Genomic DNA, 26,854 nt, shown 5'->3' with positions numbered 1-26,854 from the left:
CGTTGATATCGTTCGCGCGTCGGCGACCGGTTTGTCGCCGACGGCGTCGAACGCAGCGAAGTCCGGTGTGATCCCGGCGCTGTCCCGCAACCGTGATGGCCCATCCCGCTCCCGGGGTGGCGGCCGAGCCGGGTCGCCTCGTCCGCGCCGACGACATCGGCCTCGCAGGAGGGGCGATCCGTCCCCACGGGTCCCGACGCCTGCCGCGTCCCGTGGACCTGGAGTTTCCGTTGAGATCCGTACCCCTGCTGCGTTCCGCCGCCGTGCTGTTGTTCGGCACGCTCGTCCTCACCGGGTGCGGTGACTCGGACGACTCGAAGGACGACAAGTCCAAGGGCACGCCCGCGGCGTCCGGCGCCGGCACCGGGTCGGGCCCCGACGCCAAGGCGTTCCCCGCGACGGTGGACTCGGGGGGCGCCAAGGTCACCATCCCCGCCGCGCCGAAGAAGATCGTCTCGCTCGCGCCCACCGCGACCGAGATGTTGTACGCGATCGGCGCGGGCGGCCAGGTCACCGCGGTCGACGACCAGTCGAACTTCCCGGCGAACGCGCCCAAGACCAAGCTGTCCGGCTTCAAGCCGAACGTCGAGGCGATCAGCAACTACACGCCCGACCTGGTGGTGACCACCGACGACACCGACGGCGTGGTCGCGGCACTGAACAAGTTGAAGATCCCGGTGGTGCTGACGCCCGCCGCGAAGACCTTCGAGGACTCCTACGCGCAGCTGAACACGCTGGGCGTGGCCACCGGCCACAGCCGCGAGGCGGGCGAGGTGGCGACGAAGATGAAGGCCGACATCGCGGCCGTCGTCGCCGCGACGCCCAAGCCGGCGAAGCCGCTGACCTACTTCCACGAGCTGGACAACACGCTGTTCACCTCGACCTCCAAGACCTTCATCGGTCAGGTGTACGCGCAGTTCGGTCTGAAGAACATCGCCGACGAGGCGGACAAGAGCGGTTCGGGCTACCCGCAGCTGTCCGCCGAGGCCCTGGTGCAGTCGGACCCCGACCTGATCTTCCTCGCCGACAGCAAGGGCGGCGGCCAAAGCGCCGAGACGGTGGCCAAGCGCCCGGGCTGGGACCGGCTGGGGGCCGTGCGCAACGGCGGTGTGGTCGCGCTCGACGACGACATCGCCTCGCGCTGGGGTCCGCGTGTGGTGGACCTGGTCCGGGCCGTGGCGGACGCGGTCACCAAGGCCGGTGCGGCGAAGGGCTGACGGCCCGCCCATGCGGGACCTTGCGGCGACCCGACGCCGGCCGGCACTGCTGCCCCTGCTCTGCGCGGGCGCCGCGCTGGTCGGCGCGGTCGTCCTCGGTCTGATCGTGGGCGCGGCCGACCTGCCCGCGCGCGGGGTGGTGCTCGCGCTGCTCGACGAGTTGCCGCTCGTGCACGTCGACCACGGGCTGTCCCCGGTGCAGCACGCCGTGCTGATGGACCTGCGCCTGCCACGCGTGCTGGCCGCGGTGACCGTGGGCGGGCTGCTCGCCCTGGCCGGGGCCGGGTATCAGGGCGTCTTCCGCAATCCGCTGGCCGACCCGTACCTGCTCGGCGCCGCCTCCGGCGCGGGGCTGGGCGCGACGCTGGTGATCGTGTACGCGCACGGGGACAGCGTGGGCGGCGTGCCGGTGGTGCCGCTGGCCTCCTTCGTCGGGGCGATGGGCGGGGTGCTGCTCGCGTATGCCATCGGCGCCACTGCGAACCGCTCCGGCGGCACCGCGAACCTCGTCCTGGCGGGGGTGGCGGTCGCCCAGTTCCTGGCCGCCGCGCAGACCTACGTGCAGTCCGCCAACACCGACGAGCTGCGCCGGATCTACTCGTGGATCTTCGGCCGGTTGTCCGGGATCGGCTGGGCCGATCTGCGTATGGTCCTGCCGTACGCGCTGCTCAGCACGGTGGTGCTGATCCTGCACGGCCGCCTTTTGGACGTGATGTCGGTGGGCGACGAGGAGGCCGCGGGCCTGGGCGTGCGGGCCGGCCGGGTCCGGCTCGTGGTGCTGCTCGCCGCGTCGCTGGCCACCGCGTCGGCCGTCGCGATCAGCGGCCTGATCGGCTTCGTCGGCATCGTCGTGCCGCACCTCGTGCGCCGCTTCGTCGGTGGCAGCTACCGGCGGGTGTTGCCGATGTCGCTGCTGTGCGGGGCCACGTTCCTGGTCCTGACCGACGTGCTCGCCCGCACCCTGACCGCGCCCGGCGAACTGCCGATCGGCGTGGTCACCGCGTTCGTCGGCGCGCCGTTCTTCGTCCTCGTGCTGCGCGGCACCCGGAAGGTGGACGTGTGAGCGCGCGCCTGTCGCTGCGCGAGGCCGGGGTCGACCGGGACGGGGTCCCGGTGTTGCGCGACGTGCGCGCCGACGTCGAGCCCGGCGAATGGGTGGCGGTGATCGGCCCCAACGGCGCCGGCAAGTCCACCCTCCTGAAGGCGGTCGCCGGCCTGCTCCCCCACATGGGCGAGATCACCGTGGCGGGCCGCCCGGTCCGCGGCCTCTCCGCCCGCGAGCTGGCCCGAACCATCGCCTACACGGCCCAGAACCCGGTCGTGCCCGACCAGATGCCCGTCCACGAGTACGTCCTCCTCGGCCGCACCCCCCACCTGGGCTACCTTGCCCGCCCGGGCCGCCGTGACCGCGCCATCGCGAGCGAGGTGATCGACCGCCTCGACCTGGGCCGATTCGCCGACCGCGACGTGGGCCGGCTCTCCGGCGGCGAACGGCAGCGGGTGGTGCTGGCCCGCGCGCTGGCCCAGCAGGCGCCGGTGCTGCTCCTGGACGAGCCGACCACCGCCCTCGACCTGGGCCACCAGCAGCAGGTCCTGGAACTGGTCGACACGCTGCGGATCACCGACGGCCTGACCGTCCTGACCACCCTGCACGACCTGGGTGTGGCCGCCCAGTACGCGGACCGCCTGTTGATGCTGGTCGGCGGTCGGGCGGTCTCCTCCGGCCCGGCCGCCGACGTACTCACCCCCGACACGATCGCCGAGCACTACCAGGCGACCGTCACCGTCGACCGGGGCCCGGACGGCCGCCCCCGGGTCCACCCGGTCCGCCCCCGCCGGCCGGCCCGAGACACCGCCGAGGAGGCCCCGTGACCACACCGCCGCGCCCGCGCCCGACCCCGTCCGCCCTGCTCACCCCGGAGCAGCCCGTCCGCGACGAGGACGGCACCCGTCGCCCGGCCCTGCTCTGGCGCGCCGGTCCGCACCGGATGATCTCCTCCGCCCTGCTCGGCGGCGGGATCGGCGAACGCGCGTGGGTGCTCAACCTCCAGGTCCGCCCGGGCTACGACCGCATGGACCCGGCCGCCCACCTGGCCGCGGTGGCCGCCTCGCTCGGCCTGACCGGCCCCGGCGTCGGCCTGATGACCGCCGCCGACGTCACCGCGTGGACCCGCGGCGCGGACGAGGGCGTCGAGGCCCTGGCCACCACCGGAATCGGCATCCCCACGTGGGCCGCCGCCCCCGGCCCTGGCCGACCGGGCACCCCGCCCCCCGGCACGATCAACATCATCGCCGCGATCCCGGTCCCCCTGTCCGACGCGGCCCTGGTCAACGCGATCGCCACGGCCACCGAGGCCAAGGTCCAAGCCCTCCTCGAAGCGGGCCACCAATGCACCGGCACCCCATCCGACGCGATCTGCATAGCCGCCGCGATCCCCCACCCGAACACCCCGGTCGAGCCCTTCGCCGGCCCCCGCTCCACCTGGGGCGCCCGCCTGGCCCGAGCCGTCCACACCGCGGTCCTCACCGGCGCCCACAACGACCAAGCCCGCCGCACCACCATCCACGCCCCCACATGATCGCGCCCCGCTCCCCGAAGCATCCGGGCCTTCGGCCCACCACCCCCACGCCCCGGCCCACCCACCGCCGCTCCCCCCAAGGCGCGTCAGCGCCCACGACTCGGGCCGACCCTGGAGATCGACGCGCGAAGCGCGGAGAGCGGCGGAGCCGCAGAACTTGGGCCGGGTGGCCCGGAGCGAAGCGGAGGGACACCCGGCCCCGAGCGAGGGGCCGCTTTTTCTTGGAGGAGCGAAGCGGGGGAAAGAAAAAGTGGTCCCTCGCGAGCCGGCGCGAAGCGCCCAAACAAGCAGCCCTCGCGAGCCGGCGGCAAAGCCGCCCATCAGGCAGAGGACAATGGCCCCGTGAGCCCCCAACCCGATCTTCGTGCCGCGACCGTCCGCCGGCTCGAGAAATCCGCCGGTGCCTTGGCCGGCGCGGCGCTCGCGAGGATGGACGAGGCGCTTCCCTGGTACCGGAACATGCCCGCCGACAACCGGTCCTGGATCGGCCTGGTGGCCCAGGCCGGCATCTCCGCGTTCACCGAGTGGTTCCGGCATCCGGAGACCCCGCAAAAGGTCAGCGCCGACGTATTCGGTACCGCGCCGCGCGAATTGACCCGCACCATCACACTGCCGCACACGGTCGAGTTGATCCGCACCACCATCGAGGTGGTCGAGGCGGAGATCGCCACCCTGGCCGCGCCCGGCTACGAACAGGAGTTGCGCGAGTCGCTGCTGCTGTACTCCCGGGAGATCGCCTTCGCCACCGCGCAGGTGTACGCGCACGCCGCCGAGACGCGCGGCGCGTGGGACGCCCGCCTGGAGGCCCTGGTGGTGCACTCGCTGCTGCGCGGCGAGGCCGACGAGGGCATCCTGTCCCGGGCCTCGGCGCTCGGCTGGGGCTCGCCGGACTCGGTCATGGTGGTGGTGGGCAACGCCCCGGACGCGGACGCCCAGGAGGTCGTCGACGGCATCCACCGGGCGGGCCGACACGCCCGGCTGAACGTGCTCACCGGAGTACAGGGCGAACGGCTCGTGGTGATCCTCGGCGGCACCGACGACCCGATCCGCGCGACCCGGTCGCTGATCGGCCAGTTCGCCCCCGGTCCGGTGGTGGTCGGCCCCCAGGTGCCCGACCTGTTGGCCGCCGTACGCTCCGCCCAGGCCGCGATGTCGGGACACCGCGCGTGCGTGGCCTGGCCCGACGCGCCGCGCCCGGTTTCCGCGGACGATCTCCTGCCCGAGCGCGCGCTCGCGGGAGACGACGAGGCCCGGGAGCAGTTGGTGGAGGAGATCTACATACCCCTGCACGCGGCCGGCTCCGCGCTCCTGGAGACGCTCTCCGTCTACCTGGAGCAGGCGGCGAGTCTCGAAGGAGCCGCCCGGATGCTCTTCGTCCACCCCAATACCGTGCGCTACCGGCTGCGACGCGTCGTGGACGTCACCGGCCTGGTACCGACCGAGACCCGTTCCGCATTCACCCTCCAGGTCTCGCTGATCCTCGGCCGACTGGCCGCGATCGAGAGCTAGTCCCCATCTATTTGTACGAACCCAACAAAGTCACCATCGGATCTTCGTCCCTGCCGATAAGGGGATGCCACCCCTCGCAGGAGAGAGGCTTGACCTCGTGCTCGTACTCGTCGCCCCCGGACAGGGCGCTCAGACGCCCGGATTCCTCGCCCCCTGGCTCGACCTCGACGGCGTGGCCGACCGGCTCCGCTGGTGGTCGGCCGTCACCGGTCTCGACCTGATCCACTACGGCACCAAGGCCGACGCCGACGAGATTCGGGACACGGCGGTGGCCCAGCCGCTGCTCGTCGCCTCGGGTCTGGTGGCCGCGTTCACACTGTTCCCGCAGCCCGACGACGTCCCCGGTGCGGTACGCGCCGCCGCCGGCCACAGCGTCGGCGAGCTGACCGCTGCCGCCGCCACCGGCGTGATCTCCGCCGAGACGGCGCTGACCCTGGTGCGCGAGCGAGGCCGGGCGATGGCCGCCGCCGCCGCGGTCACGCAGACCGGGATGAGCGCGGTCCTGGGCGGCGACCCCGAGACGGTGCTCGCCAAGATCGCCGAGCACGGCCTGACCCCGGCCAACATGAACGGCGCGGGCCAGATCGTCGCCGCCGGCACCCTGGAGCAGTTGGCCGCGTTCGCCGCCGATCCGCCGGAGAAGGCGCGCCTGCGACCGTTGGCCGTGGCCGGCGCGTTCCACACCGAGCACATGGCACCGGCGGTGAACCGCCTGGCCGAACTGGTCCCGGGCGTGAGCGTGCGCAACCCGAGCGTCCCGTTCCTGTCCAACGCCGACGGCACCGTGCTGAACGACGGCCACGACGTGGTCGCGCGCCTGGTCAGCCAGGTCTCCAACCCGGTCCGCTGGGACCTGTGCATGGAGACCATGAAGGACCTGGGCGTGACCGGCCTGATCGAGGTCACCCCGGCCGGCACCCTGACCGCTCTGGCCAAGCGCGCCATGCCGGGCGTGGAGACGGTCGCGCTGAAGACTCCGGACGACCTCGAGGCCGCCCGGAAACTGGTCGAGGCGCACGGCGGCCCGACCGGCTCCCAGAGCCCGTCGTGACCCCCGTCGCGACACCCGCTCTGCACCCGGCCGCGAACCCACCCGGCCTCGAACCCGTACGGGAGGACCACGCGTGACCGCAACCATCACCCCCCGCGCCGGAGCCGCGCACGCGCGCATCCTCGGCGTCGGCGGTTACCGCCCGGCCCGGATCGTGCCCAACTCCGAGCTGGTGGACCGGATCGACTCCTCCGACGAGTGGATCCAGTCCCGTTCCGGGATCCGGACCCGGCGCTGGGCCTCCCCCGAGGAGACCGTCGCCGAGATGTCCATCGCGGCGGCCGGCAAGGCTCTGGCGCACGCGGGTCTGGACGCCTCGCAGGTCGGCTGCGTGATCGTCTCCACGGTCACCCACCTCAAGCAGACCCCGGCGATCGCCACCGAGATCGCACACCGCCTGGGCGCGGGCGGCGGCCGAGCGGCGGCGTTCGACGTCTCCGCGGCCTGCGCGGGCTTTTGCTACGGCGTCTCGCTCGCCAGTGACATGGTCCGCGGCGGCAGCGCCGAGTACGTCCTGGTGATCGGCGTCGAGCGGCTGAGCGACCTGACCAACCTGTCCGACCGGGGCACCGCGTTCATCTTCGGCGACGGCGCGGGCGCCGTGGTGATCGGCCCCTCGACCACCCCGGGCATCGGCCCCGTGGTGTGGGGTTCGGACGGTTCCCAGGCCGAGGCGATCACCCAGACCGTCGACTGGAACGACCTGCGCGACGACCGCGAGCAGGAGTTCCCCACGCTCAAGATGGAGGGCCAGAAGGTCTTCCGCTGGGCCGTGTGGGAGATGGCCAAGGTCTGCGAGCAGGCCCTGGACGCCGCCGGCGTCAAGGCCGAGGATCTGGACGCGTTCATCCCGCACCAGGCCAACATGCGGATCACCGACGCGATGATCAAGGCGCTCAAGCTGCCCCCCGAGGTACCGGTCGCCCGCGACATCGCCGAGAACGGAAACACCTCCGCCGCGTCCATCCCGCTCGCCATGGAGCGCATGCTCGAAAGCGGCGAAGCGGTCAGCGGCGGGACCGCGTTGATCATGGGATTCGGGGCCGGCCTCGTGTACGCGGGGCAGGTCATTACGCTTCCGTAGTCCCCCGTCGGTCGCCGCGAGGCGCCGATCGGACGAGCAGCACAGCTTTACGTCACCGCAAGATTCCAATCAAGGAGCATCATGGCTAGCCAGGAGCAGGTCCTCGAGGGCCTCGCCGACATCGTCAACGAGATCGCCGGCGTCCCCCAGGACGAGGTCGAGCTGGACAAGTCCTTCATCGACGACCTGGACGTGGACTCGCTGTCGATGGTCGAGGTCGTCGTGGCGGCCGAGGAGAAGTTCGAGGTCAAGATCCCGGACGACGACGTCAAGGGCCTCAAGACCGTCCGCGACGCGGTGGACTACATCGTCAAGGCCGCCGCCTAGGTCGGATGTAGCGCCGGTCGTTCTCCGGGCCGGACCGCGTTCGCGCGTCCGGCCCGGTCCGTCGCAGTCACATCACGGGCCCCGGCATCGCCGCACCCTCGGCCCGCCGGCCGCCCGAACCCACAGCGTGAGAGTGAGAAGACAGTGAAGTCGACCGAGCGCAACGACGCCACGCGGGCCGTGGTGGTCACCGGTCTGGGTGCGACCACGCCGGTCGGCGGCGATGTCGCGACCACGTGGTCCGCGCTGCTCGCGGGCACGTCCGGCGCGCGGGCGCTGACCGAGGAATGGGCCGAGCAACTGCCGGTCACCTTCGCCGCGCGGATCGCGGTCGAGCCCCTCGAGGTCATGCCGAAGGTCGAGGCGCGGCGCCTGGACCGCTCCGGCCAGTTCGCCATGATCGCCGCGCGCGAGGCCTGGCTCGACGCCGGCTACGCCGCGAAGAACACCGCGCCCGAGGACGCCCCGGACGCCCTCGTGGTGGACCCGACCCGCCTGGGTGTGGTCATCGCCTCCGGCATCGGCGGCGTCACCACCCTGCTCGACGCGTGGGACACCTTCCACGAGAAGGGCCCGCGCCGGGTCGGCCCCCTGACCGTGCCGATGCTCATGCCCAACAGCCCGGCCGCCAACGTCGGCATCGAGCTGGGCGCGCGGGCCGGTGTGCACACCCCCGTGAGCGCGTGCGCGTCCGGCGCCGAGGCGGTCGCCTACGGCCTGGAGATGATCCGCTCGGGCCGCGCCGACGTGGTGGTCTGCGGCGGCACCGAGGCCGCGATCCACCCGCTGCCGATGGCCGCGTTCGCGAACATGATGGCGATGTCCAAGCGCAACGACGAGCCGCAGCGCGCGTCCCGCCCCTACGACAAGGGCCGCGACGGCTTCGTGATGGGCGAGGGCGCCGGTGTCCTGATCCTGGAGAGCGCCGAGCACGCGGCGGCCCGCGGGGCCCGCGTGTACGCCGAGGTCGCGGGCGCCGGGCTCAGCTCCGACGGCCACCACATCGCCCAGCCCGAGCCCACCGGCCGCGACATCGCCCGCGCGATGGCGCTCGCCCTGGCGGACGGCGGCCTGGAGCCGGAGGAGATCGTGCACGTCAACGCGCACGGCACCTCGACCCCGGCGGGCGACGTCACCGAGCTCAAGGCGATCCGCGCGACGCTGGGCGACGCGGCGGCCGACAAGGTCACCGTCACCAGCACCAAGTCGATGACCGGCCACCTGCTCGGCGGCACCGGCGCGGTCGAGTCGGTGGCCACCGTGCTCGCCCTGCACCACCGCCTCGCGCCGCCCACGATCAACGTCGACGACCTCGACGACGAGGTCGACCTGGACATCGTGCGGGGCGAGCCGCGCACGCTGCCCGACGGCACGATCGCGGCGCTGAACAACTCGTTCGGCTTCGGCGGGCACAACGTCGTGGTCGCCTTCCGCAGCTTCGAGTAAGGCCCCACCGTCGCACACCCGTTCGTGCCCCCGTCGCGGATCTCGCGGCGGGGGCACGAATGTTCGCGGCCGAACCCGGCGCCGCCGACCGGGTGGTCGACGTGCCCGGGAGTACTCGCGTACCGGCGGCAACCGACCCGAGTCAACCCACAAGAGGGACGAATCACCCACGCCGGGGCGACCGTTCGTCCCGCGGTGCCCCCGGGGCGCATCCGCCGGCAACCCGCTCCGCCGGCCGCTCTCGATCCCAAGGCGGAGACGCGAGCGACCCTTCCGGATGATTCGGGAGGGCCGCTCGTATCGGTATGTCTATACGCATGTCTTCGTCTCGGGGATCCCCCACGTGCTCAGACCACCTGGTGCAACCAACGCACCGGGGTGCCCTCGCCCGCGTAGCGGAAGGGCTCCAACTCGTCGTCCCACGGCTTGCCGAGCAACTTCTCCACCTCGGAGCGCAGATCGACCTCGCCCCGCGCCGCCCGACCGAGCACCGCGCGCAGCCGGTCCTCCGGGATCAGGATGTCGCCGTGCGCCCCCGTGACGGCGTGGAAGATGCCGAGCTCGGGGGTGTTGCTGTAGCGCTCCCCCTCGGTGTTGGCCGAGGGCTCCTCGGTGGCCTCGAAGCGCAGCAGGTGCCAGCCGCGCAACGCCGAGGCGAGGCGCGACGCGGTACCGGGCGCGCCCTGCCAGCACAGCTCGGCCCGCAACATCCCGGGCGCCACCGGTTGGCGGACCCAGTCCAGACTCACGCGCACGCCAAGAACGCCCGCTGCGGCCCACTCGACGTGCGGGCACAGCGCACGCGGCGCGGAGTGCACGTACAGAACTCCACGTGTCGTCACCGGGACCTCCAGGCTTCAAGGACGAGGTTCGCCTTCCCCAGCGGCCTCAAGCCTTGTCTCGGACTGCCTGTTCGAATCCCGGTCTTCCATTGTGCCCCACAGACCACGGATGTACCACAGGCACCAGTTGCTGTCCGTAATCACATGTGGGCAATTGTCCGATGTGAGCGAACAATTCGTTACTCACCGTCTCGGAATGGTGAGCCACTGCACTCAACGTGCCCGGCCGTCGACGACGCCACTCCCGGCATTGTCGGCCTTCACACGAAGGAGTGACATACCGTCGATGGACATCGTCGTGTCGATGCTAGGGGGCGGAGGGGGCGGCGTGGGTCGGAAACGACGAGTAGGGGCGGCAACCGCGATGATGGTCGCGGCGTTGTTGACGTTGTCCTCCTGCATGGATTCGGGTGACGGCGACAAGGCCGATCCGGCTGCTGCCGGGGATCGACTTATTACCGGGCCGAGTGGTGGGCAAACCCCGACACCCGGCAACCCGACCGCGGCCGAACAGCCCAACGGCAAGGTGCTGTCGCCGGCACCCGAGAAACCACCCACCGCGACCGTGCCACCCCGACCCCATTCGATGGCGGCCCTGGGCGACTCGATCACCCGAGGGTTCGATACCTGTTCACCACTCCAGGACTGCCCGGAGAAGTCGTGGGCCACGGGCACCTCGGCCGATGTGAACAGCCACGCGAAGCGGCTCGGCCTGCCGGCCGACGCCGTGTTCAACAACGCGAAGACCGGCGCGAAGATGACCGATCTGGCGAGCCAGGCCCGACAGGCGGTCGGCCAGCGGGTCGACTACGTCACGATCCTGATCGGCGCCAACGATGCCTGTCGGCACACCGTGGACGAGATGACCTCGCCGGGCACCTACGAGAGCCAGTTCCGCGACGCGCTGGGCATCCTGCGCACGGGCCTGCCGAACACGCGTGTGCTCGTGGTCAGCATCCCGGACCTGGGTCGCATGTGGGAGACCGGGCACGACGAGTTCCTGGCCCGCACCGTGTGGTCGGTGGGCAACGTGTGCCAGTCGATGCTGGACGACCCGCAGTCGACCAAGCCCGACGCGCTGGACCGCCGACAGCGGGTCCGCGACCGGGTGACCGCGTACAACGCCAAGCTGCGCGAGGTGTGTTCGACCTGGACCAACTGCCGCTACGACGGCGGTGTGGTCAACACCCAGCGGTTCGGCAAGAACGACGTGAGCCACTGGGACTGGTTCCACCCGAGCGCGTCCGGCCAGCGCACGCTCGCCGAGGTGACGTCCCGCCAGGGATACACGTGGGGATAGCCCGTTCGAGTGATTTCACTCCCGGAATCCAGCAAGAGCCCGCTAAGCTCTGACTCGACTACGGAAAAGAGTCGCCCGACGACACACAGCAACCAACACATCGGGTGGGACGAGCCGACACGCAAGCACACGGTACGAGGGCACGGCATGAGAGCACGAATGCGGTCGGCGCTCGACGGCGCCGAGAAGAACGGGTGGGGCGGGTGGGACTCGAACCCACGGCCAGAGGATTATGAGTCCCCTGCTCTAACCAGCTGAGCTACCGCCCCTTGCCGTCCGCTGCCGGACAGCCTGACGCAGCATAACCGGTCAGGCCCGACCAACGCCCGGGGGGATCCTCGCGGGCGTGGTCTCGTCCTGCCCGAAACCGTTCGCATCCCGCCGTCGATCGCAGACAGTCGATCGTCCGTGCCACACGCGCGATCCGCTCGCCGCTTCCTCGCCCCCGGCGCCGGGGGCGGGGGGCGAGGCGCGGGGGGTGGGGCGCCGAGGCAAGGCGCCGCGCTATGCCACCAGCGGCGCCAGGCGGGAGCACAGCGTGCTCACGTGGGCGCGGACCATGTCCTCGGTCATCCCGCTCAGCGAGGCGAAGAACCACACCGTCTCGATCGGCGTATCGGCCACGTACGCCCGGATCTCCCGCGCCGCGTCCTCCGGGGTGGCGTGCAGGAAGTGGCCGGGCGCCGCGGACAACCCGCGTGCCCGCCAACGGTTCGGGTCGATCGGGCGCGGCGGCGCGGCCCCGGTGCCCTCCGCCGCGTACCGGTGGTAGTCGTCCCACTGGTGCGCGAGGTGGCGGGAGACCACCGGCCAGTCCCGCTCGGGGTCCTCGGTGATCCAGCCGTTGAGCAGCCCGGCCATCCGCGCGGTCGCCGGATCGTGGCCGCCGGCACGCAGGCCGTCCAGATACGGCGCGGCCATCGCCGGGTTCGCGGTGAGCAGCGACTCGCCGAGCAGTCCGGCCCGCCGCGCGCCCTGCGGCCCCTGGTAGCCCAGCCAGATCCGCGGCCGGCGCTGCACGGGCGGCGGGCTGATCGTGCCGGTCTCCCACAACCTGCGGATCTCGCGCGCGCTCGCGTCGGTGGCGCCGAATCGGGTCGCGAGCAGGTCGCCTCGGTCGAAGAGGTCGTATTCGGGCCTGCGGTAGCCGGTGCCGATGCCCAGTTCCAGCCGCCCGCCGCTGACCAGGTCCACGATCGCGGCCTCCTCGGCCAGGTGCGCGGGGTGGCGCAGCGGCGCGATGGTCACGCCCGTGCCGATCCGGGCCCGCCTCGTGCGCGCGGCGATCGCGGCGGCCAGGGTGAGCGGCTGGCTGAGGTAGCCGTCGTCGAAGCCGTGGTGCTCGGTGGTCCAGATCGAGTGCACGCCGAGCCGGTCCGCCTCCTCGCACAGCTCCAGCGTGAAGGCGTACAGCCGGGACCAGTCCTGCCGCCACTCGACCGGATTGCGCAGGTCCAGATAGATGCCGACGTCGACCATGCGCGCGCTCCCCACGGGTGGGCGTCCCGACGGGCCGACCCGGGGCGTGGTCCGGGGCGGTCGTCTGACACCGTGATATCTGACTGGCCGTCAGCTTACGGAGGCAGCATGTCGGATTCGATCACCACCCGGCTCGATCGCCTGGAGGCGTACGAGCAGATTCGCCAACTGGCCGCCCGCTACGCGCTGGCGCTGGACAGCCGGGACGTGCCGGCGCTGGCCGACCTGTTCGTGCCGGACGTGCGCACGGGGGCGGGCGGTGTGGGTCGGGCCGCGCTCGCCGAGTGGTTCGATCCGGTGTTGCGGCCGTACGGGATCACCTTCCACCTGATCGGGAACCACGTGATCGACCTGGTCGACGAGGACCACGCGACGGGTGTCGTGTACTGCCGTCCCGAGCACGAGGTGGGCGACCTGTGGGTGGTGATGCCGATGCAGTATCGGGATCGCTACGAACGGCGGGACGGGCGCTGGTACTTCCGCAGCCGCAAGCCCGAGGCCTTCTACGCCGCCGATGTGCTGGAGCATCCGCTGGCCGTGCCGGGGCGCTTCCACTTCCCCGACAACCCGATGATCACCGATGCGCAGTTGCCCGAGAAGTGGCCGTCCTGGCAGGAGTTCTGGGCCCGGACCGGGAGCGAGTGAGCCGGGGCGGCCCGGATACGCGACAGCGCCCGCCGGTGGACCGGCGGGCGCTGTCGATGGCTCCCGCAATTGGACTCGAACCAATAACCTGCCGGTTAACAGCCGGCTGCTCTGCCAATTGAGCTATGCGGGATTGCGTCGGACCGTCTGGCGGTCGCTGCGTGGAATACATTAGCGCATTCCGAGGGGTGGCCCGCACCAGGGTTTTTCCGGTAGGACCTCACAGGTTGCCTACGCACGTCGCCCGGGTAGGCGCTGACGTGCACGGGCGGGACAAACGACCGCGGAGGACATCATGATCAACAAGCTCACCTTCGTCACCGGCCTCGCCATCGGCTACGTCCTGGGGGCGAAGGCCGGGCGGGAGCGGTACGAGCAGATCCGCAAGCTTTCCGGCACGGTGGCGAGCAGCCCGCCGGCGCAGAAGGCCGGGCACGCGGCGGCCGGGCTCGGCCGCGAGGCGGGCGTCAAGGCCGGCCGCGCGATCGGCGAGCACCTGCCCGAGCGGGTGGGTCGGCACCTGCCGGACCGCTTCGGCGGACACGGCACGAACGGCACGTCGGTGACGTCGTCGCGCCACGGCCAGGGGCTGTAACACCTCGGACGACGCCCACAACGCGCCGGTGGTCCCGGGCGGACCGACGGGGACACCCGTGGGCCCGCCGGGGCCACGGGCGCGGGCACCCATGGCACGCCCGGACGGGCGAGCCGGCGTCTCCACCCACATCTGTCGATTCCCGCACGCCGGCGACCGGGCATGGACCCCGACGGCGTGCGCGGGCGGCGAGGTCTCGGGCGTTTGCGGTCGGTGTGTGCCCGGTGGTCGTGGGCGGAGCGGGTGGTCAGTCTCTTCGGTGGCGACCGCTTGTTTCGGCGTTTTCTCGTGGTGCGGTCACGGCGCCGGGGTGCAGGCGGTTGCGTACCTCGCGGTACTGGGCCCGGACCGCGTCGCCGAGGGCGAGTTCGTCCTCGTCGGCCCGAATGAACGTCTCGATGTCCGCGGGCCACTCCGGCAGCACCCCGAACAGCGCCCAGGCCGCCTGCCGGGCCGCGCCCCGGGCCACGAACCGGCCCGCGAGCGCCGCCGGCGGCACCGCGGTCGGCACGCCGAACAGCGCGGGCGCGATCCCCGCCACCGCCGCCGAGCGTGCCCCCGGGCCGATCAGGATCAGCCGCTCCACCGCCACGTCCCGATCGCGCAGCGCGTCCAACGCGTCCGAGATGCCGCACAACATCCCCTCCACCCCGGCACGCGCGAGCGCAGGCGGGGTCATGCTCTCCCGGCGCAGCCCGGTGAGCGTGCCCGCCGCGTGCGGCAGGTCGGGGATGTGTTCGCCCTCCAGGTAGGGGAGCAGGACCAGCCCGCTCGCGCCCGGCGTGCACTCCAGCGCGATGCGATCGAACTCCTCGGCGTCCACGCCCAGCATCGAGGCGGTGCCGCGCAGCACCCGGGCCGCGTTGAGGGTGCGCACCAGCGGCAGGTAGCGCCCGGTGGCGTCGGCGTACGAGCCGACCACGCCCGCGGGGTCGGCAAGCGGCACGGGGTGGACCGCGAACGCGACGCCCGTGGTGCCGAGCGCCACCACCACGTCGCCGTCGGCCGGGTCCGCGCCGAGGGCCAGGGCCGCCTCGGCGCCGGTGCCGGGCGCGACCAGGATCCCCTCCGGCGTGCGCCCGGCGGCGGCGCCCGGCGGCAGCACGATCGGCGTGCGCGGCACCCGGCCGATGGCCAGGTGCATGAGGTCCTCGCGCCACTCCCCCGTGGTCGCGTAGTAGCCCGTGGTGGAGGCGTCCGCCCGGTCGGTGACCGGGTCCGGAGGGCAGCCGAGCAGTTGCCAGGTCACCCAGTCGTGCGGCAGCAGCACGGTGGCGATCCGGGTCACCGCCTCGGGTTCGAACCGGGCGAACCGGCGCAGCTGCGCGATCGCGGACGAGGAGCCCGGCACCGCGCCGGTGGCGGCCGTCCACGCGGCCGGGCCGCCGAGCGCGTCGACCAAGTCCGCGGCGGCACCGGAGGCCGAGGGGTCCTCGTCGGGCAGCGGATGCCCCAGGATCACCCCCTGGGCGTCCAGCGGCACCGCGCCGTGGTTCTGCGCGGCCACCGAGATCGCCGCCACGCCGTCGAGGAGACCGCCCGCCGCGGCCTCGCCGAAGGCCCGCAACCACGCGCCCGGCGTGGTCGAGGCGCCCTCCGCGTACGCGGCGCGCCCCTGGCGCAGCGGGGTACCGGTCGCGGCGTCGCAGACGAGAATGCGCAACTGGTGCGCTGAGCAGTGCACCCCGGCGACGAGGGTGGGTGTCGGGCTTGTCGGCATGGGCGAATTCTGACAGCAGACGTAAGCCGAAACGCCAGGGATCAGTCGAGATAGCCCCGCAGTTGCTCCGAGTACGACCGCTCGCGAAGCCGGGACAGCGTGCGTGACTCGATCTGGCGTATGCGCTCCCGGGTCACCCCGAAGACCCGGCCGATCTCCTCGAGCGTGTGTGGTTCGCCGTCGGCGAGCCCGTAGCGGAGCTGTACCACCTGCCGCTCGCGGTCGCCGAGCGTGGACAGCAGCGCCTCCAGGTGTTCGCGCAGCATCAGGTAGGCGGCGGCCTCGGCCGGGGCGGTCGCGTCGGTGTCCTCGACGATGTCGCCGAGCAGCACCTCGTCCTCGCCGACGGGGGTGTGCAGCGACACCGGCTCCTGGGCCAGCCGCAGGATCTCGGTGACCCGCTCGGCGGTGAGGTCGAGCACGGCGGCGACGTCCTCGGCGGTGGGTTCCTCGCCGCGCTCCTGCAACAGGCGGCGCTGGACCCGGATGACCCGGTTGATCAGTTCGACCACGTGTACCGGGACCCGGATGGTCCGGGCCTGGTCGGCCAGCGCCCGGCTCATCGCCTGGCGGATCCACCACGTGGCGTAGGTGGAGAACTTGTAGCCCTTGGTGTAGTCGAACTTCTCCACCGCGCGGATCAGACCCAGGTTGCCCTCCTGGACCAGGTCGAGCAGGCCCAGGCCGCGGCCGACGTAGCGTTTTGCGATCGAGACCACCAGGCGCAGGTTGGCCTCGATCAGCCGGCGTTTGGCGCGTTCGCCGTCGCGGACCAGGGTGGCGAGCGCGTCCCGGGCGGCGGGATCGGCGGGCGGGTCGTCGAGCAGGCGGGCCCCGGCGAACAGTCCTGCTTCGACCCGGCGGGCCAGGTCGACCTCGTCGGCGGCGCTCAGCAGCGCAACCCGGCCGATCTCGCGCAGGTACTGGCGCAGCAGGTCGGCGGAGGAGCCGGCGGATTCGGCGGGGCGGGCGAATTCGTCGGGTTGGCCGGCGCCGGCCGGCGCGGCGGTCGCCTCGACCGCGGTCGGGGCGGGTGGCGCGGTTCCTGGGGTGACGTGCTTCGTGAGGACGGTGGCCGGGCCCGGTTCAGGCTCATCCGTCCGTTCCGTGTGGGCGGGGTCGCCGCCGGGCGTTTTCCCCCCTCTGGTGTGCCGATGCACCTTCCCCAGTCTGCTGCACGAGGGGGCCTGTAGCCGAGAGTCCGGGCACGGAAATCTCGCCCGGCGTGGGCGGTTCGCCCGATTCGGCCCGGCCGGGAGGGGGCTTTCGGGTGCCCGGCCGGGCCGTGGTCAGCCGCCGGGGGCGTAGAGGGCTTCGGCGCCGCGGTCGAGCAGGGCCCGCTTGTACGTCTCCAGGGTGGTCAGCTCCTGCCAGACCCACCCGTACTCCTCCGCGTCGCGGCCCGGGTCCAGGCGCAACAGGCGGGATTTGGCGTCGGCGATCCGGCGTTCGGCGGAGAAGACCCGCAGCCGGACCAGGTTGCCGTCGGCGTACGCCCGATCCGGGTCGCTGCTCAACCGCATGTTTTCCACGGCCAGTTCGGTGACCATGTGCCGCACGGCGTCGTCGGGCGCCGCGACGCGCACCTCGCCGACCCAGTTCGGGGTCTGCGCGAGGTCGCAGCACACGCCGCCGGCGGTCGCGATCGCCGTGCGCACCGCCGCGTACGGCGCGGCGGTGAACTCGTCCACCTCGTAGTGATCGAACGCGGGCGCGACCAGCGCGGGCGCCTGGAGCGCGAGCTTGAGCACCTCGCGCTGGACCGCCTGGCACATGTCGCGCGGGTCGGGTCGAAAGCCCACGGGCCGCTGCGGGGCCGCCGGCTGTCGGCCGTTGGCCGGGGTGGCGGGCCCCTGGGTGGGGCCGCCGCCGCGCTCGCCGCGCGCGGCCCGCTCGCGCTGCCAGCGGTTGACCTGGGCGACTCGGCCGACCACGAACTTCTCGTCCAGGAAGCCCAGCATCGAGTCGAGCCGAACCGCGTAGGTGTGGCGCAGTGCCTGGTCCTTGATGCCGGCGATGACCGGCGCGGCGGCGTCGAGGGCGGCGACCCGGCCCTCGGCAGTGGACAGGTCGTGGCCCTCGATCCGACTGCGGATGGCGAACTCGAAGAGCGGGACGCGCGCGTCGATCAGGGCGAGTACGGCCTCGTCGCCCTGTTCCAGGCGCAGGTCGCACGGGTCCAGGCCGCCCGGCTCGACCGCGACGAACGTGCGGGTGACGAACTTCTGGTCCTCCTCGAACGCGCGCAGCGCGGCCTTGCGGCCGGCGGCGTCGCCGTCGAAGGTGAAGATCACCTCGCCGCGGAACTCGCCGGAGTCCATCAGCAGTCGGCGCAGCACCTTGATGTGCTCGTCGCCGAAGGAGGTACCGCAGGTGGCGATCGCGGTGCCGGCACCGGCGAGGTGGCAGGCCATCACGTCGGTGTAGCCCTCGACGATGACCGCCCGGCCGGACTTGGCGATCTCCTTCTTGGCCAGGTCGAGGCCGTAGAGCACCTGGGACTTCTTGTAGATGGGTGTCTCGGGGGTGTTCAGGTACTTGGGGCCGTTGTCGTCGTCGTAGAGCTTGCGCGCGCCGAAGCCGATCACGTCGCCGGTGATGTCGCGGATCGGCCAGACCAGCCGGCCGCGGAAGCGGTCCATCGGGCCGTTGCGGCCCTCGCTGGCCAGCCCGCCCTCCAGCATCTCCTGCGGGGTGAAGCCCTTGCCGCGCAGGAATCGCACCAGGTTCTCCCAGCCCTTGGGCGCGTAGCCGAGGGAGAACCGCTCCGCGGCGTCCTGCGGGAAGCCCCGGTCGGCGAGGAATCGGCGGGCGGTCTCCGCCTCGGGGGTGCCGAGCTGGTCGGCGAACCACGCGGCGGCGATCCGGTGCGCCTCGACCAGGCGGGTGCGCCGGCCCTGCTGGCGCCCGGGGGTGTAGCCGCCCTCCTCGTAGTGCAGCTCGATGCCGTACTGCTGGGCCAGCCGCTCCACCGTCTCGGAGAACGTGGTGTGGTCCAGGCGCATGACGAAGTCGAGAACGTCGCCGCCTTCGCCGCAGCCGAAGCAGTACCAGAGGTTCTTGGCCGGGCTGACCTGGAAGGAGGGGGACTTCTCGTCGTGGAAGGGGCAGAGCCCCTTGAAGTTTCCTCCGCCCGCGTTGCGCAGTTGCAGGTGTTGTTCCGCGATCTCCGCGATGCGTGCCGTCTCGCGGACCCGCCTGACGTCTTCTTCACGGATACGGCCGGCCACGATCGTCGAGTCTACGGGTCCGTCCGACACCCGGGGGCGGTGACCGGTCGGCCCGGTTCATCGGGTGGTCAGCGTGGCGTGCAGGGTGAGGGCGGCGCGGTCGGTCAGGGAGGCGACCTGGTCGATCACCACGCGCAGCCGGGCCGCGTCGGTGTCGGCTTCGATCCAGTCCTCGCGCAGGGACGCGTCCAGCCGCTCGGGGGCCCCGGCGGCGAGCAGTTCGACCAGTTCGGTGAGGACGGTGCGCTGGTGCTCGCGCAGTTGTTCGGCGCCCTCGCGGGCCATCACGTAGCGCGCGGTGATCGCCTTGAGCACCGCGCATTCGAGGCGGATCTCGCGCGGGACGATCAGGTCGGCGGCGTAGCGAAGGACCGGCGCGGTGCCGTACAGCTCCCGGGTGGCGTGCTCGGCGGCCAGGCAGAAGCGGCCGATCAGGCCGCTGGTGGCGTTCTTGAGCCGGGCCTGGGCGCGGCGCGAGCCGTCGTAGTCCGCCGGCCAGAAGTCGAGCGCGAGCAACCGGTCCAGCGCTTCGCCGAGTTCGTCGGCCACGCAGTCGGGGCGGTAGCGGCGCACGGTGAGGTCGAGCAGTTCGCGGCGCTCGCCCGCGTCGCGGAGGCGGACCAGGTCGAGGCGGTGCGACTGGACCGCGTCCTCCAGGTCGTGCACGGAGTAGGCGACGTCGTCGGACCAGTCCATCACCTGGGCCTCCAGGCAGCGGCGGCCGGGGTCGGCGCCCTCGCGCACCCAGTCGAACACGGCCCGGTCGTCGTCGTACGCGCCGTAGGCGTGCTTGTCCTGGCGGCGCGGCCACGGGTATTTGAGCACCGCGTCGAGGCCGGCGCGGGTCAGGTTCAGGCCGACGCTGCGGCCGTCGGGGGCGAACGTCTTGGGTTCGAGCCGGGTGAGCAGGCGCAGGCTCTGCGCGTTGCCCTCGAAGCCGCCGCAACTCTTGGCCGCCTCGTCGAGGGCACGTTCGCCGTTGTGGCCGAACGGCGGGTGGCCCAGGTCGTGCGCCAGGCAGGCGGTCTCCACGAGGTCCGGGTCGCAGCCGAGCGCCTGGCCCAGCTCACGGCCGATCTGGGCGCATTCGAGCGAGTGGGTGAGCCGGGTGCGCGGGCTGTCCTGGCCGGCCGGGGTGCTCTCGCCGGGGGTCACCACCTGGGTCTTGCCGGCGAGTCGGCGCAGCGCGGCCGAGTGCAGCACCCGGGCCCGGTCCCGCTGGAACGCGGTGCGCCCGCGTCGCTTGTTGGGCTCGGGGACCCAGCGGGCGAGGTCGTCGGGGCCGTATCGCCGCGGTACGGAGCGGGGTGTCGCCGGGTCTGCCGATGTGCTGTCCACTTGTCCACATTAAGGAATTGCTCCGACATTCGACGGAGGCCGGGCCGCGAACACTGCGCGAAGCCTTCACCGCGCGTCGGACAACTTGCCGCGCAGTTGGAGCACGGCCTTGGTGTGGATCTGGCAGGTGCGGCTCTCGGTCACCCCGAGCACCTGGCCGATCTGGGACAGGGTCAGTCCCTCGAAGTAGTAGAGCGTGACCACGGTCTTCTCCCGTTCCGGCAGCGCGTTGACCGCGCGGGCGAGCAGGTGGCGCATCTCGCGGCTCTCGGCCACCTCGACCGGGTCGTCGGCGGTGGTGTCCTCCAGCGTGTCGACCAGGCTGAGCCGGTCGCCGCCGTCTTGGCCGGTGTGCAGGAGTTCGTCGAGGGCCATCACGTTGATCAGCGAGAGCTGGCTGAAGATCGCGTGCAGGTCCTCCAGCGCGATGCCCATCTCGCGGGCCACCTCGACCTCCGAGGGGGTGCGGTTGAGCTTGGCTTCCAGTCCCGCGTACGCCAGTTCGACCGCGCGGGCCTTCTGCCGGACGGATCGGGGGATCCAGTCCAGCGCGCGCAGTTCGTCGATGATCGCGCCGCGGATGCGACTGATCGCATAGGTTTCGAATTTGATCGCGCGATCAAGATCGAACTTCTCGATCGCGTCGATCAGGCCGAACATCCCGTACGAGACGAAATCGGCCTGGTCCACATTGGCCGGAAGGCCGACGCCGACCCGCCCGGCGACGTACTTCACGAGCGGCGAGTAATTCAGGATGAGGCGTTCCCGCAGGGTGGGGTCCCCCGAGCGCTTGAAGTCGCTCCAAAGGTTCTCCAGCGCGCGGTTGGAAGCGCCACCGTCCTCGACGGTGACGGCCGGTCCGTTCTCGGACGCGGCCGCGGTGGCGCTCTTACGCCCTGGGGTGTGCTTGGGCATACGTGGCCTTGTGTCGTTCCACGGAAACGTGCGTGTAGATCTGCGTCCTCGCGAGCGTAGCGTGACCTGACGACTCCCGAGCGCTACAACGACGGGGCGCGGCCCCGATCGCCCGAATCACGGCATCCCACCCGAAGCCGCCCGGCGTGTGCCGAACCACCTGGGACCGCGGCGAAGGGGTCGCTCGGCGCCGCCCGGACCACGCCCCTCGACACACCCGCGCACGAGGCGACCCCCCTGCGGCGGCCCGACCGGCCCGGCGCGCACGGCATTGCCCACCGACGACACCCGCACCCCGGGGGGCGCAGACCCCACTCCCCGCACGCCCCCACGCTCCGGCACCGGCGCACAGGCAACCGACACCCCGGGTGGCGCGCCGGTGGTGGGGGTGGGCTCGGATGTGGGGTGCGCAGTGGGGGTGGGCTCAGGGGTGGGGTACGCCGGGGACTTCGTCGTGGGCCGTGTCGAAGTGTGGTGGGTGAGTCCTGCGGGGCGGCGACGGGTCGCCGTCGGGGCGACTGCGGTCGCCGGTGGGGTGATTCCGTCCGGGTCGGCGTTCTCGGGCGCGCGCTCGTCGGTCACGGGTATGGCACACCTCCTCGATCGGGCCTCCTCCCCTCACGGTGATGATCACTGCGGCCCCAGGTCAAGCACCGCCACGGCGACGCCACCCCTTCGGGGTGCGATCGACGAGTTCGCGGGCCGCCAGCACGTCGAGTCGGCGTCGCGTGGCCGCCGGCGCCGATCCCGCCTCGTGCGCGATCGCGGCCGTGGACAGCGCGCCGCGCCACGGCACCACGTCCAGGATCCGGCGGATCTCGGGCGGCAGATCGTCCCCCGGGCGGCTCGGGCCGGCCAGGACCGGCGCGAGGTCGTCGCCGATCGCCCCGACCTGCTCGATCACCTCTGCCGCCCGGGTCACCAGGACCGACCCCGGTTCGCGCAGCAGCACGTGTACGCCCGCCGAACTCGGCGAGCCGATCGGCCCCGGCACGCCCATCACCTGGCGGCCGAGCAGCGCGGCCCGGCGGGCACTGATCAGCGCACCGCTGCGCAGCGCCGCCTCGACCACCACGGTGCCCCGGGTCAGTGCCGCGATGACCCGATTGCGCTCGATGAAGCGATAGCGGGTCGGATGCGCGCCCGGCGGCAGCTCGGTGACCAGCACTCCCTCCTCGGCGATCCGGGCCAGCAGCCGCTCGTGCCCACGCGGATAGTTCACGTCGATGCCACATGCCAGCACGGCGACGGTGGACCCGCGCACCGCGAGCGCCCCCCGGTGCGCGGCCCCGTCCACCCCGTACGCGCCACCCGAGACGACCGTCCAGCCCGCCTCGGCCAGCTCGGCCGCGAACGCCCCCGCGACGTGTGCGCCGTAGTCGGTGCACGCCCGCGCGCCCACCACCGCCACCGACCGCAGCGCGGCGAGCCGCAGCGGGGTCGCGCCGCGCGTCCACAACCCCAGCGGCCGGGCGTCCCCGAGGTCGTCGAGTTGAGTGGGCCACCCCGGATCGCCGGGAACCACAAAGCTCCCACCCACTTCGGCGAGCCGAGCCAAGTCCTCGTCCGGATCACGCGCCCCGAGCCGAACCCGATACCCCGCCGGATCCCGCCGCGCCAACTCCCCCGGCAACGCCCCACGCCCCCGCAGATCCCGCAACAGCCGAGCGGCCCCGTACACCCGCACGGCCCGCCCGAACACCGCGTCCCCGGGCTCCACCAGCCGACTCAACACCGCCCGAGCCGCCCGCTCCCCCTCCACATCCCGCTCGGGAAAGTCCCCATCCCCCCACGGCAACGACTCCACCCGACCCACCGCCACACCTTCCATCCCCCGACGCCCCCGTCGGGCCCAACAAATCCCCCGCACCCGCCAAAAGACCGCCACCCCTCGGACGCCGACCGCGTGCGGTAGCCGAACCGGTGCGGGCGTTGACGCTTGCCCCGGGCCACCCATGCGCAACTCCCACCCACCCCACCGTGGCCGCCCCCGACCGTCCGCCCCACACACCCGCACCGCCCCCACCCGCCGCACACGAGGCCGCGAGCCCCACCGGGGCAAGCATGGGGGCGCGGACCCGGTCGGGGGCTGCGGTGCGGGTGAGCCCCGGGGCGAGGCGACGGCGATGCCCCGGACGTGTGATGACGGGCGAGTCCACATCCGACGCTGCCGGACGTACGTGGTGACGCGGTGGCGCGGGCGGTGATCCGATCGACCCGGACCACACCCGTCGCAACTCCCATCCACCCCACGGGCCCGCGCCGGCCTTCCGCATCCGGACGCCCGCACCACCCTCCACCATCGCGCGAGGCCGCAGGCGGCCTGTCGTATCGGCGGTTCCTCATCTCTCGAACCCGTCGTCGTCCGCCGTGTCGCCTCGGATCACTCCCGTGCGCAGTTCGAGGGCCGTGTCCACGTCGGAGCGGGTGGGGCGGGGGTGGGCGTGCAGGTCGGCCAGGGTCCAGGCGACGCGGAGGACTCGGTCGAGGCCCCGGGCGGTCAGGAAGCCTCGCTCCATGTCGCGCGCCGCCCGGTCGAGGGCGTCGGCGTCGACCGTCCACCGCGTGCGCAGCTCGCGCCCCGGCACCTCCGCGTTGACCGTCCACCCCGTGTCGGCCAGCCTCCGCGCAGCCCGCTCCCGGGCCGCGAGCACCCGTGCGGCCACCACCTCCGACCGCTCCCCCGCCCCCTCCGGGGCGAACAATTCGGCGCGCGAGACCGTATCCACCGTGACCCGCACATCGATCCGGTCCATCAGCGGCCCGGACAGCCGGGCCAGGTACTTGTGCCGCATCAGCGACGAGCACGTGCAGTCCAGACCCCGTCCGGAGAACCGCCCGCACGGGCAGGGATTGGCCGCCATCACGAGCAGGAACCGGGCCGGGAAGCACAACATCCCCCCGCTGCGCGCCACGGTGACCGTGCCCGACTCCAGCGGCTGGCGCAGCGCGTCCAGCACCCGCCCGCTGAATTCCGGGCTCTCGTCCAAAAACAACACGCCCCGATGGGCCAGCGAGACCGCGCCCGGGCGTGGGAGGCCGTTGCCGCCGCCGACGATCGCGGGCATCGTCGCGCTGTGGTGCGGCGCGCAGAACGGCGGCGTGGTCACCAGCGGCAGGTCGGGGCGCAGCGTGCCCGCGATCGAGTGCACCGCGCTGACTTCGAGCGAGGCCGGTCCGTCCAGCGCCGGCAGGATCCCGGGCAGCCGCTCGGCCAGCATGGTCTTGCCCGCACCCGGACTGCCGAGCAGGAACAGGTGATGCCCGCCCGCGGCGCACACCTCAAGGGCTCGACGAGCCCGGCCCTGACCGGCCACGTCGGCCAGATCGGCCGGCACCGACCCGGCCGGCGGGCCCGCCGTCAAGGTGCCGACCACGGCGAGTGGATCGGGGCCCAGACCGATGTCGCGCACCGCCTCCGGCTCGGCCGGCGCCGGCTCCCCGCGCAGCCTCGCCAGCAGGTGCCGCAGCGAGGTCACCCCCCACACGGCGACCCCCGGCACCAACTCGGCCTCGCCGGCCGCCACGGAGGGCACCACCACCCGGGCGCACCCGGCCGCCGCGGCGGCCATCACCGCCGGCAACACCCCGCGCACCGGCCGCAGCCGCCCGTCCAGGCCCAGCTCGCCGATCATCACCAGGTCCTCGATCGCGCGCGGGTCCAGTACGCCCGCCGCGGCCAGCATCGCGGCCGCGATCGGCAGATCGAAGCCCGATCCGGTCTTGGGCACCGTCGCCGGCGACAACCCCACCGTCAGCCTGCGCTGCGGCCACTCCTCGCCGCTGTTGACCACCGCCGCCCGGACCCGCTCCTTGGACTCCACCAGAGTCCGGTCCGGCAGGCCCACGAGGGTGAACGTGGTCACCCCCGGCTCCAGGTCGGCCTGCACCTCGACCACGACGCCGTCCACCCCGACCAGGGTGACCGACCGGGTGCGCGCGAAGCCCATGCTCAGCACACTCCCCGGACGTGCTCGACCCCGGCCGCCCCACGCACCGCCGCGACCACCGCGACCAGGTCGATCCGCACCTCGCGCCCCGGCGGCCCGGCAAGCGGGTTCGCCGCCCGCCAGCGCTCGGCCAGCACCCGCAGCCGGGCGGCCTTGACCGGGCCGATCGCCTCAAGGGGGTGCTCGAACCCGCCCGCGCGCCGGGTCTTGACCTCGCACACCACCAGGACCGGCCCGTCGCGCGCCACGATGTCGATCTCGCCGTCCCGACAGCGCCAATTGCGCGCCAGAACGGCCATGCCCGCCTCGGTCAGATAGCGCGCCGCGACCCGCTCGCCGTAGCGCCCCACCGCGCCGTTCCGGGACTGCCGGGCCGGGCCGCCCCGACCCTCCGTGCCACCCGCATCGGTCCGCACAACGACCACCTCCGGGCTCGACGCTGCCGGAGCCGGAGGTGGTCGTGTGTCGACCCACCGTGACCTGTGGACAAACCGGTCGTTGTGGATGCCGCCCTTGTGGGCGCGCGGAGTCCGCTCAGCCGCCGAACCCTTCGTTGCCCGCGGGCATCTCGAATTCGCTCTTGGTCAGTTCCTCGACGTTGACGTCCTTGAACGTAAGAACCCGGACATTCTTCACGAACCGTGCGGGTCGATACATGTCCCACACCCACGCGTCCGCCATGGACAACTCGAAGAAGACCTCCCCGTCGGCCGACCTCACGTGCAGCTCGTACTGGTTGGTGAGGTAGAAGCGCCTTTCCGTCTCGATGACGTACTTGAAGAGACCCACGACGTCGCGGTACTCGCGGTAGAGCTGCAGCTCCATCTCGGTCTCGTACTTTTCGAGATCTTCCGCACTCATGCGCGCCCCTCGCTCCTGCGCTTCGCTGACGCCTCCCATTGTGTACCGGCGACCCTCGCGCCCACCGGCGCACCATCGCACGACCGTCCCGGGCGGCCCGGATCGACCGGCGGATCGACCGGCCGCCGACGCGCCGGCGTCGCGGCGCTCAGCCGTTCCACCACTCGAACGGCTCGTCGATCAGCTCGCCGGCCAGGAACCTCGGCAGCAGCTCGGGCAGCCGGCCCGGGTAGAACCGCGCCGGCGCCGCCCGGATCTCCTCCACCGGCCACCACACCGCCTCCTGGTACTCGGCCAGCTCGTCCGCGGTCCACAACGAACGGTCCTCGCAGACCGCGGGCGCCCGCTCGGCGACCCGGACCAGGACCACGAACTCGTGTTGCACCCGCCGATGCCCCGGTCGCACCCAGGTCACACTCCGCCGCCACGTCGGCGGCCCCACCTCGGCGGGCTCGATCCGCAGGCCGGTCTCCTCCCGGATCTCCCGAACGGCCGCGTCCACATAGGTCTCCCCGGGGTCCAGACCGCCGCCCGGCAGGTCGTACCAGTCGGACGGGTCGGATTCGGGGACTCGGGTGCGAAACAGCAGCACCCGGTCGTCGGGGTCGAGAATCACCACGCGCACCGCGCGTCGTTCCAGGTCGGGAGCCAGGTCGGCGGGATAGTCCGGCACCGGCTCCGGTACGTCTCCGGGCCATGACACGGGTTGAGTCGTCATCCCCGGATTGTGCCCCGAGCCGCGAACGGCCGGGTCGCGCGGGAGGGG

General features: G+C 72.6%; 24 protein-coding genes and 2 tRNA genes. 12 read left to right on the top strand and 14 right to left on the bottom strand.

Translation table 11 applies throughout. The features are described 5' to 3' along the window. Positions 1–230: 230 nt before the first annotated feature. From ACFXKZ_RS02015 to fabF, 9 genes are all read left to right on the top strand, one after another. Positions 231–1,217: an ABC transporter substrate-binding protein gene (locus ACFXKZ_RS02015; protein ID WP_379995341.1), complete on the top strand. Its 987-nt coding sequence runs from the start codon at positions 231–233 to the stop codon at positions 1,215–1,217. Positions 1,218–1,227: 10 nt separating this feature from the next. Next, entirely contained in the window at positions 1,228–2,280 is a 1,053-nt protein-coding gene (locus ACFXKZ_RS02010; RefSeq protein WP_379995339.1) for a FecCD family ABC transporter permease, read from the top strand. Next, a complete protein-coding gene (locus ACFXKZ_RS02005; protein WP_379995337.1) occupies positions 2,277–3,089 on the top strand; it encodes an ABC transporter ATP-binding protein in 813 nt (270 codons plus the stop codon). The genes ACFXKZ_RS02010 and ACFXKZ_RS02005 overlap by 4 nt, the downstream gene beginning before the upstream one ends. Continuing rightward, on the top strand, positions 3,086–3,796 hold the full coding sequence (locus ACFXKZ_RS02000) for an adenosylcobinamide amidohydrolase (protein WP_379995334.1): 711 nt from the start codon (positions 3,086–3,088) through the stop codon (positions 3,794–3,796). Before ACFXKZ_RS02005 ends, ACFXKZ_RS02000 begins: the two co-directional genes overlap by 4 nt. Positions 3,797–4,138: 342 nt before the next feature. Beyond that, positions 4,139–5,305 (top strand): CdaR family transcriptional regulator, encoded by a 1,167-nt coding sequence (locus ACFXKZ_RS01995; protein WP_078975217.1) that lies wholly within the window; start codon positions 4,139–4,141, stop codon positions 5,303–5,305. A gap of 97 nt (positions 5,306–5,402) precedes the next feature. After that, positions 5,403–6,356, top strand: coding sequence for an ACP S-malonyltransferase (locus ACFXKZ_RS01990; RefSeq protein WP_379995332.1), 954 nt, complete (start codon positions 5,403–5,405; stop codon positions 6,354–6,356). A 73-nt stretch (positions 6,357–6,429) separates the two neighbouring features. Beyond that, on the top strand, positions 6,430–7,440 hold the full coding sequence (locus ACFXKZ_RS01985) for a beta-ketoacyl-ACP synthase III (RefSeq protein WP_379995329.1): 1,011 nt from the start codon (positions 6,430–6,432) through the stop codon (positions 7,438–7,440). Between the two features lie 81 nt (positions 7,441–7,521). Beyond that, positions 7,522–7,767, top strand: a complete 246-nt coding sequence (locus ACFXKZ_RS01980; RefSeq protein ID WP_371863166.1) for an acyl carrier protein — start codon at positions 7,522–7,524, stop codon at positions 7,765–7,767. A 144-nt stretch (positions 7,768–7,911) separates the two neighbouring features. Further along, positions 7,912–9,213: a beta-ketoacyl-ACP synthase II gene (gene fabF, locus ACFXKZ_RS01975; protein WP_379995327.1), complete on the top strand. Its 1,302-nt coding sequence runs from the start codon at positions 7,912–7,914 to the stop codon at positions 9,211–9,213. Between the two features lie 347 nt (positions 9,214–9,560). Here fabF and ACFXKZ_RS01970 read toward each other — a convergent pair whose 3' ends face one another. Beyond that, positions 9,561–10,055 (bottom strand): DUF3145 domain-containing protein, encoded by a 495-nt coding sequence (locus tag ACFXKZ_RS01970; RefSeq protein ID WP_379995325.1) that lies wholly within the window; start codon positions 10,053–10,055, stop codon positions 9,561–9,563. 328 nt (positions 10,056–10,383) lie between these two features. On the opposite strand from ACFXKZ_RS01970, the gene ACFXKZ_RS01965 reads away from it, so the two are divergent. Beyond that, positions 10,384–11,355 (top strand): SGNH/GDSL hydrolase family protein, encoded by a 972-nt coding sequence (locus ACFXKZ_RS01965; RefSeq protein WP_379995323.1) that lies wholly within the window; start codon positions 10,384–10,386, stop codon positions 11,353–11,355. Between the two features lie 195 nt (positions 11,356–11,550). Here ACFXKZ_RS01965 and ACFXKZ_RS01960 read toward each other — a convergent pair. Both ACFXKZ_RS01960 and ACFXKZ_RS01955 read right to left on the bottom strand, forming a co-directional pair. Continuing rightward, positions 11,551–11,624: transfer RNA gene (locus ACFXKZ_RS01960), tRNA-Ile, on the bottom strand. 235 nt (positions 11,625–11,859) lie between these two features. Further along, positions 11,860–12,834 carry an LLM class flavin-dependent oxidoreductase gene (locus ACFXKZ_RS01955; RefSeq protein WP_379995321.1) on the bottom strand — a complete coding sequence of 325 codons (975 nt, stop codon included), beginning with the start codon at positions 12,832–12,834 and terminating at the stop codon, positions 11,860–11,862. Between the two features lie 108 nt (positions 12,835–12,942). Here ACFXKZ_RS01955 and ACFXKZ_RS01950 point away from each other — a divergent pair, with 108 nt between their 5' ends. Continuing rightward, on the top strand, positions 12,943–13,479 hold the full coding sequence (locus tag ACFXKZ_RS01950) for a nuclear transport factor 2 family protein (RefSeq protein ID WP_379995319.1): 537 nt from the start codon (positions 12,943–12,945) through the stop codon (positions 13,477–13,479). A 57-nt stretch (positions 13,480–13,536) separates the two neighbouring features. On the opposite strand, the gene ACFXKZ_RS01945 is transcribed toward ACFXKZ_RS01950, so the two are convergent. Then, positions 13,537–13,612: transfer RNA gene (locus tag ACFXKZ_RS01945), tRNA-Asn, on the bottom strand. Positions 13,613–13,774: 162 nt separating this feature from the next. Between ACFXKZ_RS01945 and ACFXKZ_RS01940 the strand changes: the two genes are divergently transcribed. Next, on the top strand, positions 13,775–14,074 hold the full coding sequence (locus ACFXKZ_RS01940; protein ID WP_379995317.1) for a YtxH domain-containing protein: 300 nt from the start codon (positions 13,775–13,777) through the stop codon (positions 14,072–14,074). A gap of 247 nt (positions 14,075–14,321) precedes the next feature. Here the strand turns inward: ACFXKZ_RS01940 and ACFXKZ_RS01935 are convergent, their stop codons facing one another. The 10 genes from ACFXKZ_RS01935 to ACFXKZ_RS01890 all read right to left on the bottom strand — a co-directional run bounded on the left by ACFXKZ_RS01935 (position 14,322) and on the right by ACFXKZ_RS01890 (position 26,806). Next, a complete protein-coding gene (locus tag ACFXKZ_RS01935) occupies positions 14,322–15,794 on the bottom strand; it encodes an FGGY-family carbohydrate kinase (RefSeq protein ID WP_379995315.1) in 1,473 nt (490 codons plus the stop codon). A 41-nt stretch (positions 15,795–15,835) separates the two neighbouring features. Next, positions 15,836–16,954 (bottom strand): RNA polymerase sigma factor, encoded by a 1,119-nt coding sequence (locus tag ACFXKZ_RS01930; protein WP_379995313.1) that lies wholly within the window; start codon positions 16,952–16,954, stop codon positions 15,836–15,838. A gap of 129 nt (positions 16,955–17,083) precedes the next feature. Next, entirely contained in the window at positions 17,084–19,024 is a 1,941-nt protein-coding gene (gene dnaG, locus ACFXKZ_RS01925) for a DNA primase (RefSeq protein ID WP_379995311.1), read from the bottom strand. Positions 19,025–19,081: 57 nt separating this feature from the next. Continuing rightward, positions 19,082–20,362 carry a deoxyguanosinetriphosphate triphosphohydrolase gene (locus ACFXKZ_RS01920; protein ID WP_379995309.1) on the bottom strand — a complete coding sequence of 427 codons (1,281 nt, stop codon included), beginning with the start codon at positions 20,360–20,362 and terminating at the stop codon, positions 19,082–19,084. A 66-nt stretch (positions 20,363–20,428) separates the two neighbouring features. Then, positions 20,429–21,277 (bottom strand): RNA polymerase sigma factor WhiG, encoded by an 849-nt coding sequence (gene whiG, locus ACFXKZ_RS01915; protein ID WP_379995307.1) that lies wholly within the window; start codon positions 21,275–21,277, stop codon positions 20,429–20,431. Positions 21,278–21,923: 646 nt separating this feature from the next. Then, positions 21,924–23,093, bottom strand: a complete 1,170-nt coding sequence (gene dprA, locus ACFXKZ_RS01910) for a DNA-processing protein DprA (protein ID WP_379995305.1) — start codon at positions 23,091–23,093, stop codon at positions 21,924–21,926. Positions 23,094–23,619: 526 nt separating this feature from the next. After that, the gene (locus ACFXKZ_RS01905) at positions 23,620–25,227 is read right to left on the bottom strand and encodes a YifB family Mg chelatase-like AAA ATPase (RefSeq protein WP_379995303.1); all 1,608 of its coding nucleotides are present in this window, start codon (positions 25,225–25,227) and stop codon (positions 23,620–23,622) included. A 2-nt stretch (positions 25,228–25,229) separates the two neighbouring features. After that, the gene (locus ACFXKZ_RS01900) at positions 25,230–25,643 is read right to left on the bottom strand and encodes a YraN family protein (RefSeq protein ID WP_379995301.1); all 414 of its coding nucleotides are present in this window, start codon (positions 25,641–25,643) and stop codon (positions 25,230–25,232) included. A 118-nt stretch (positions 25,644–25,761) separates the two neighbouring features. Continuing rightward, positions 25,762–26,088, bottom strand: coding sequence for a DUF2469 domain-containing protein (locus ACFXKZ_RS01895; protein WP_078979196.1), 327 nt, complete (start codon positions 26,086–26,088; stop codon positions 25,762–25,764). A 148-nt stretch (positions 26,089–26,236) separates the two neighbouring features. Continuing rightward, positions 26,237–26,806, bottom strand: a complete 570-nt coding sequence (locus ACFXKZ_RS01890) for an NUDIX hydrolase (protein WP_379995298.1) — start codon at positions 26,804–26,806, stop codon at positions 26,237–26,239. Positions 26,807–26,854: the final 48 nt, after the last annotated feature.

The organism is Embleya sp. NPDC059237, assembly GCF_042754105.1.
Lineage (GTDB): Bacteria > Actinomycetota > Actinomycetes > Streptomycetales > Streptomycetaceae > Embleya.
The sequence above is the reverse complement of the archived record's forward strand: the minus strand, read 5'-3'. Positions and strand labels throughout refer to the sequence as shown.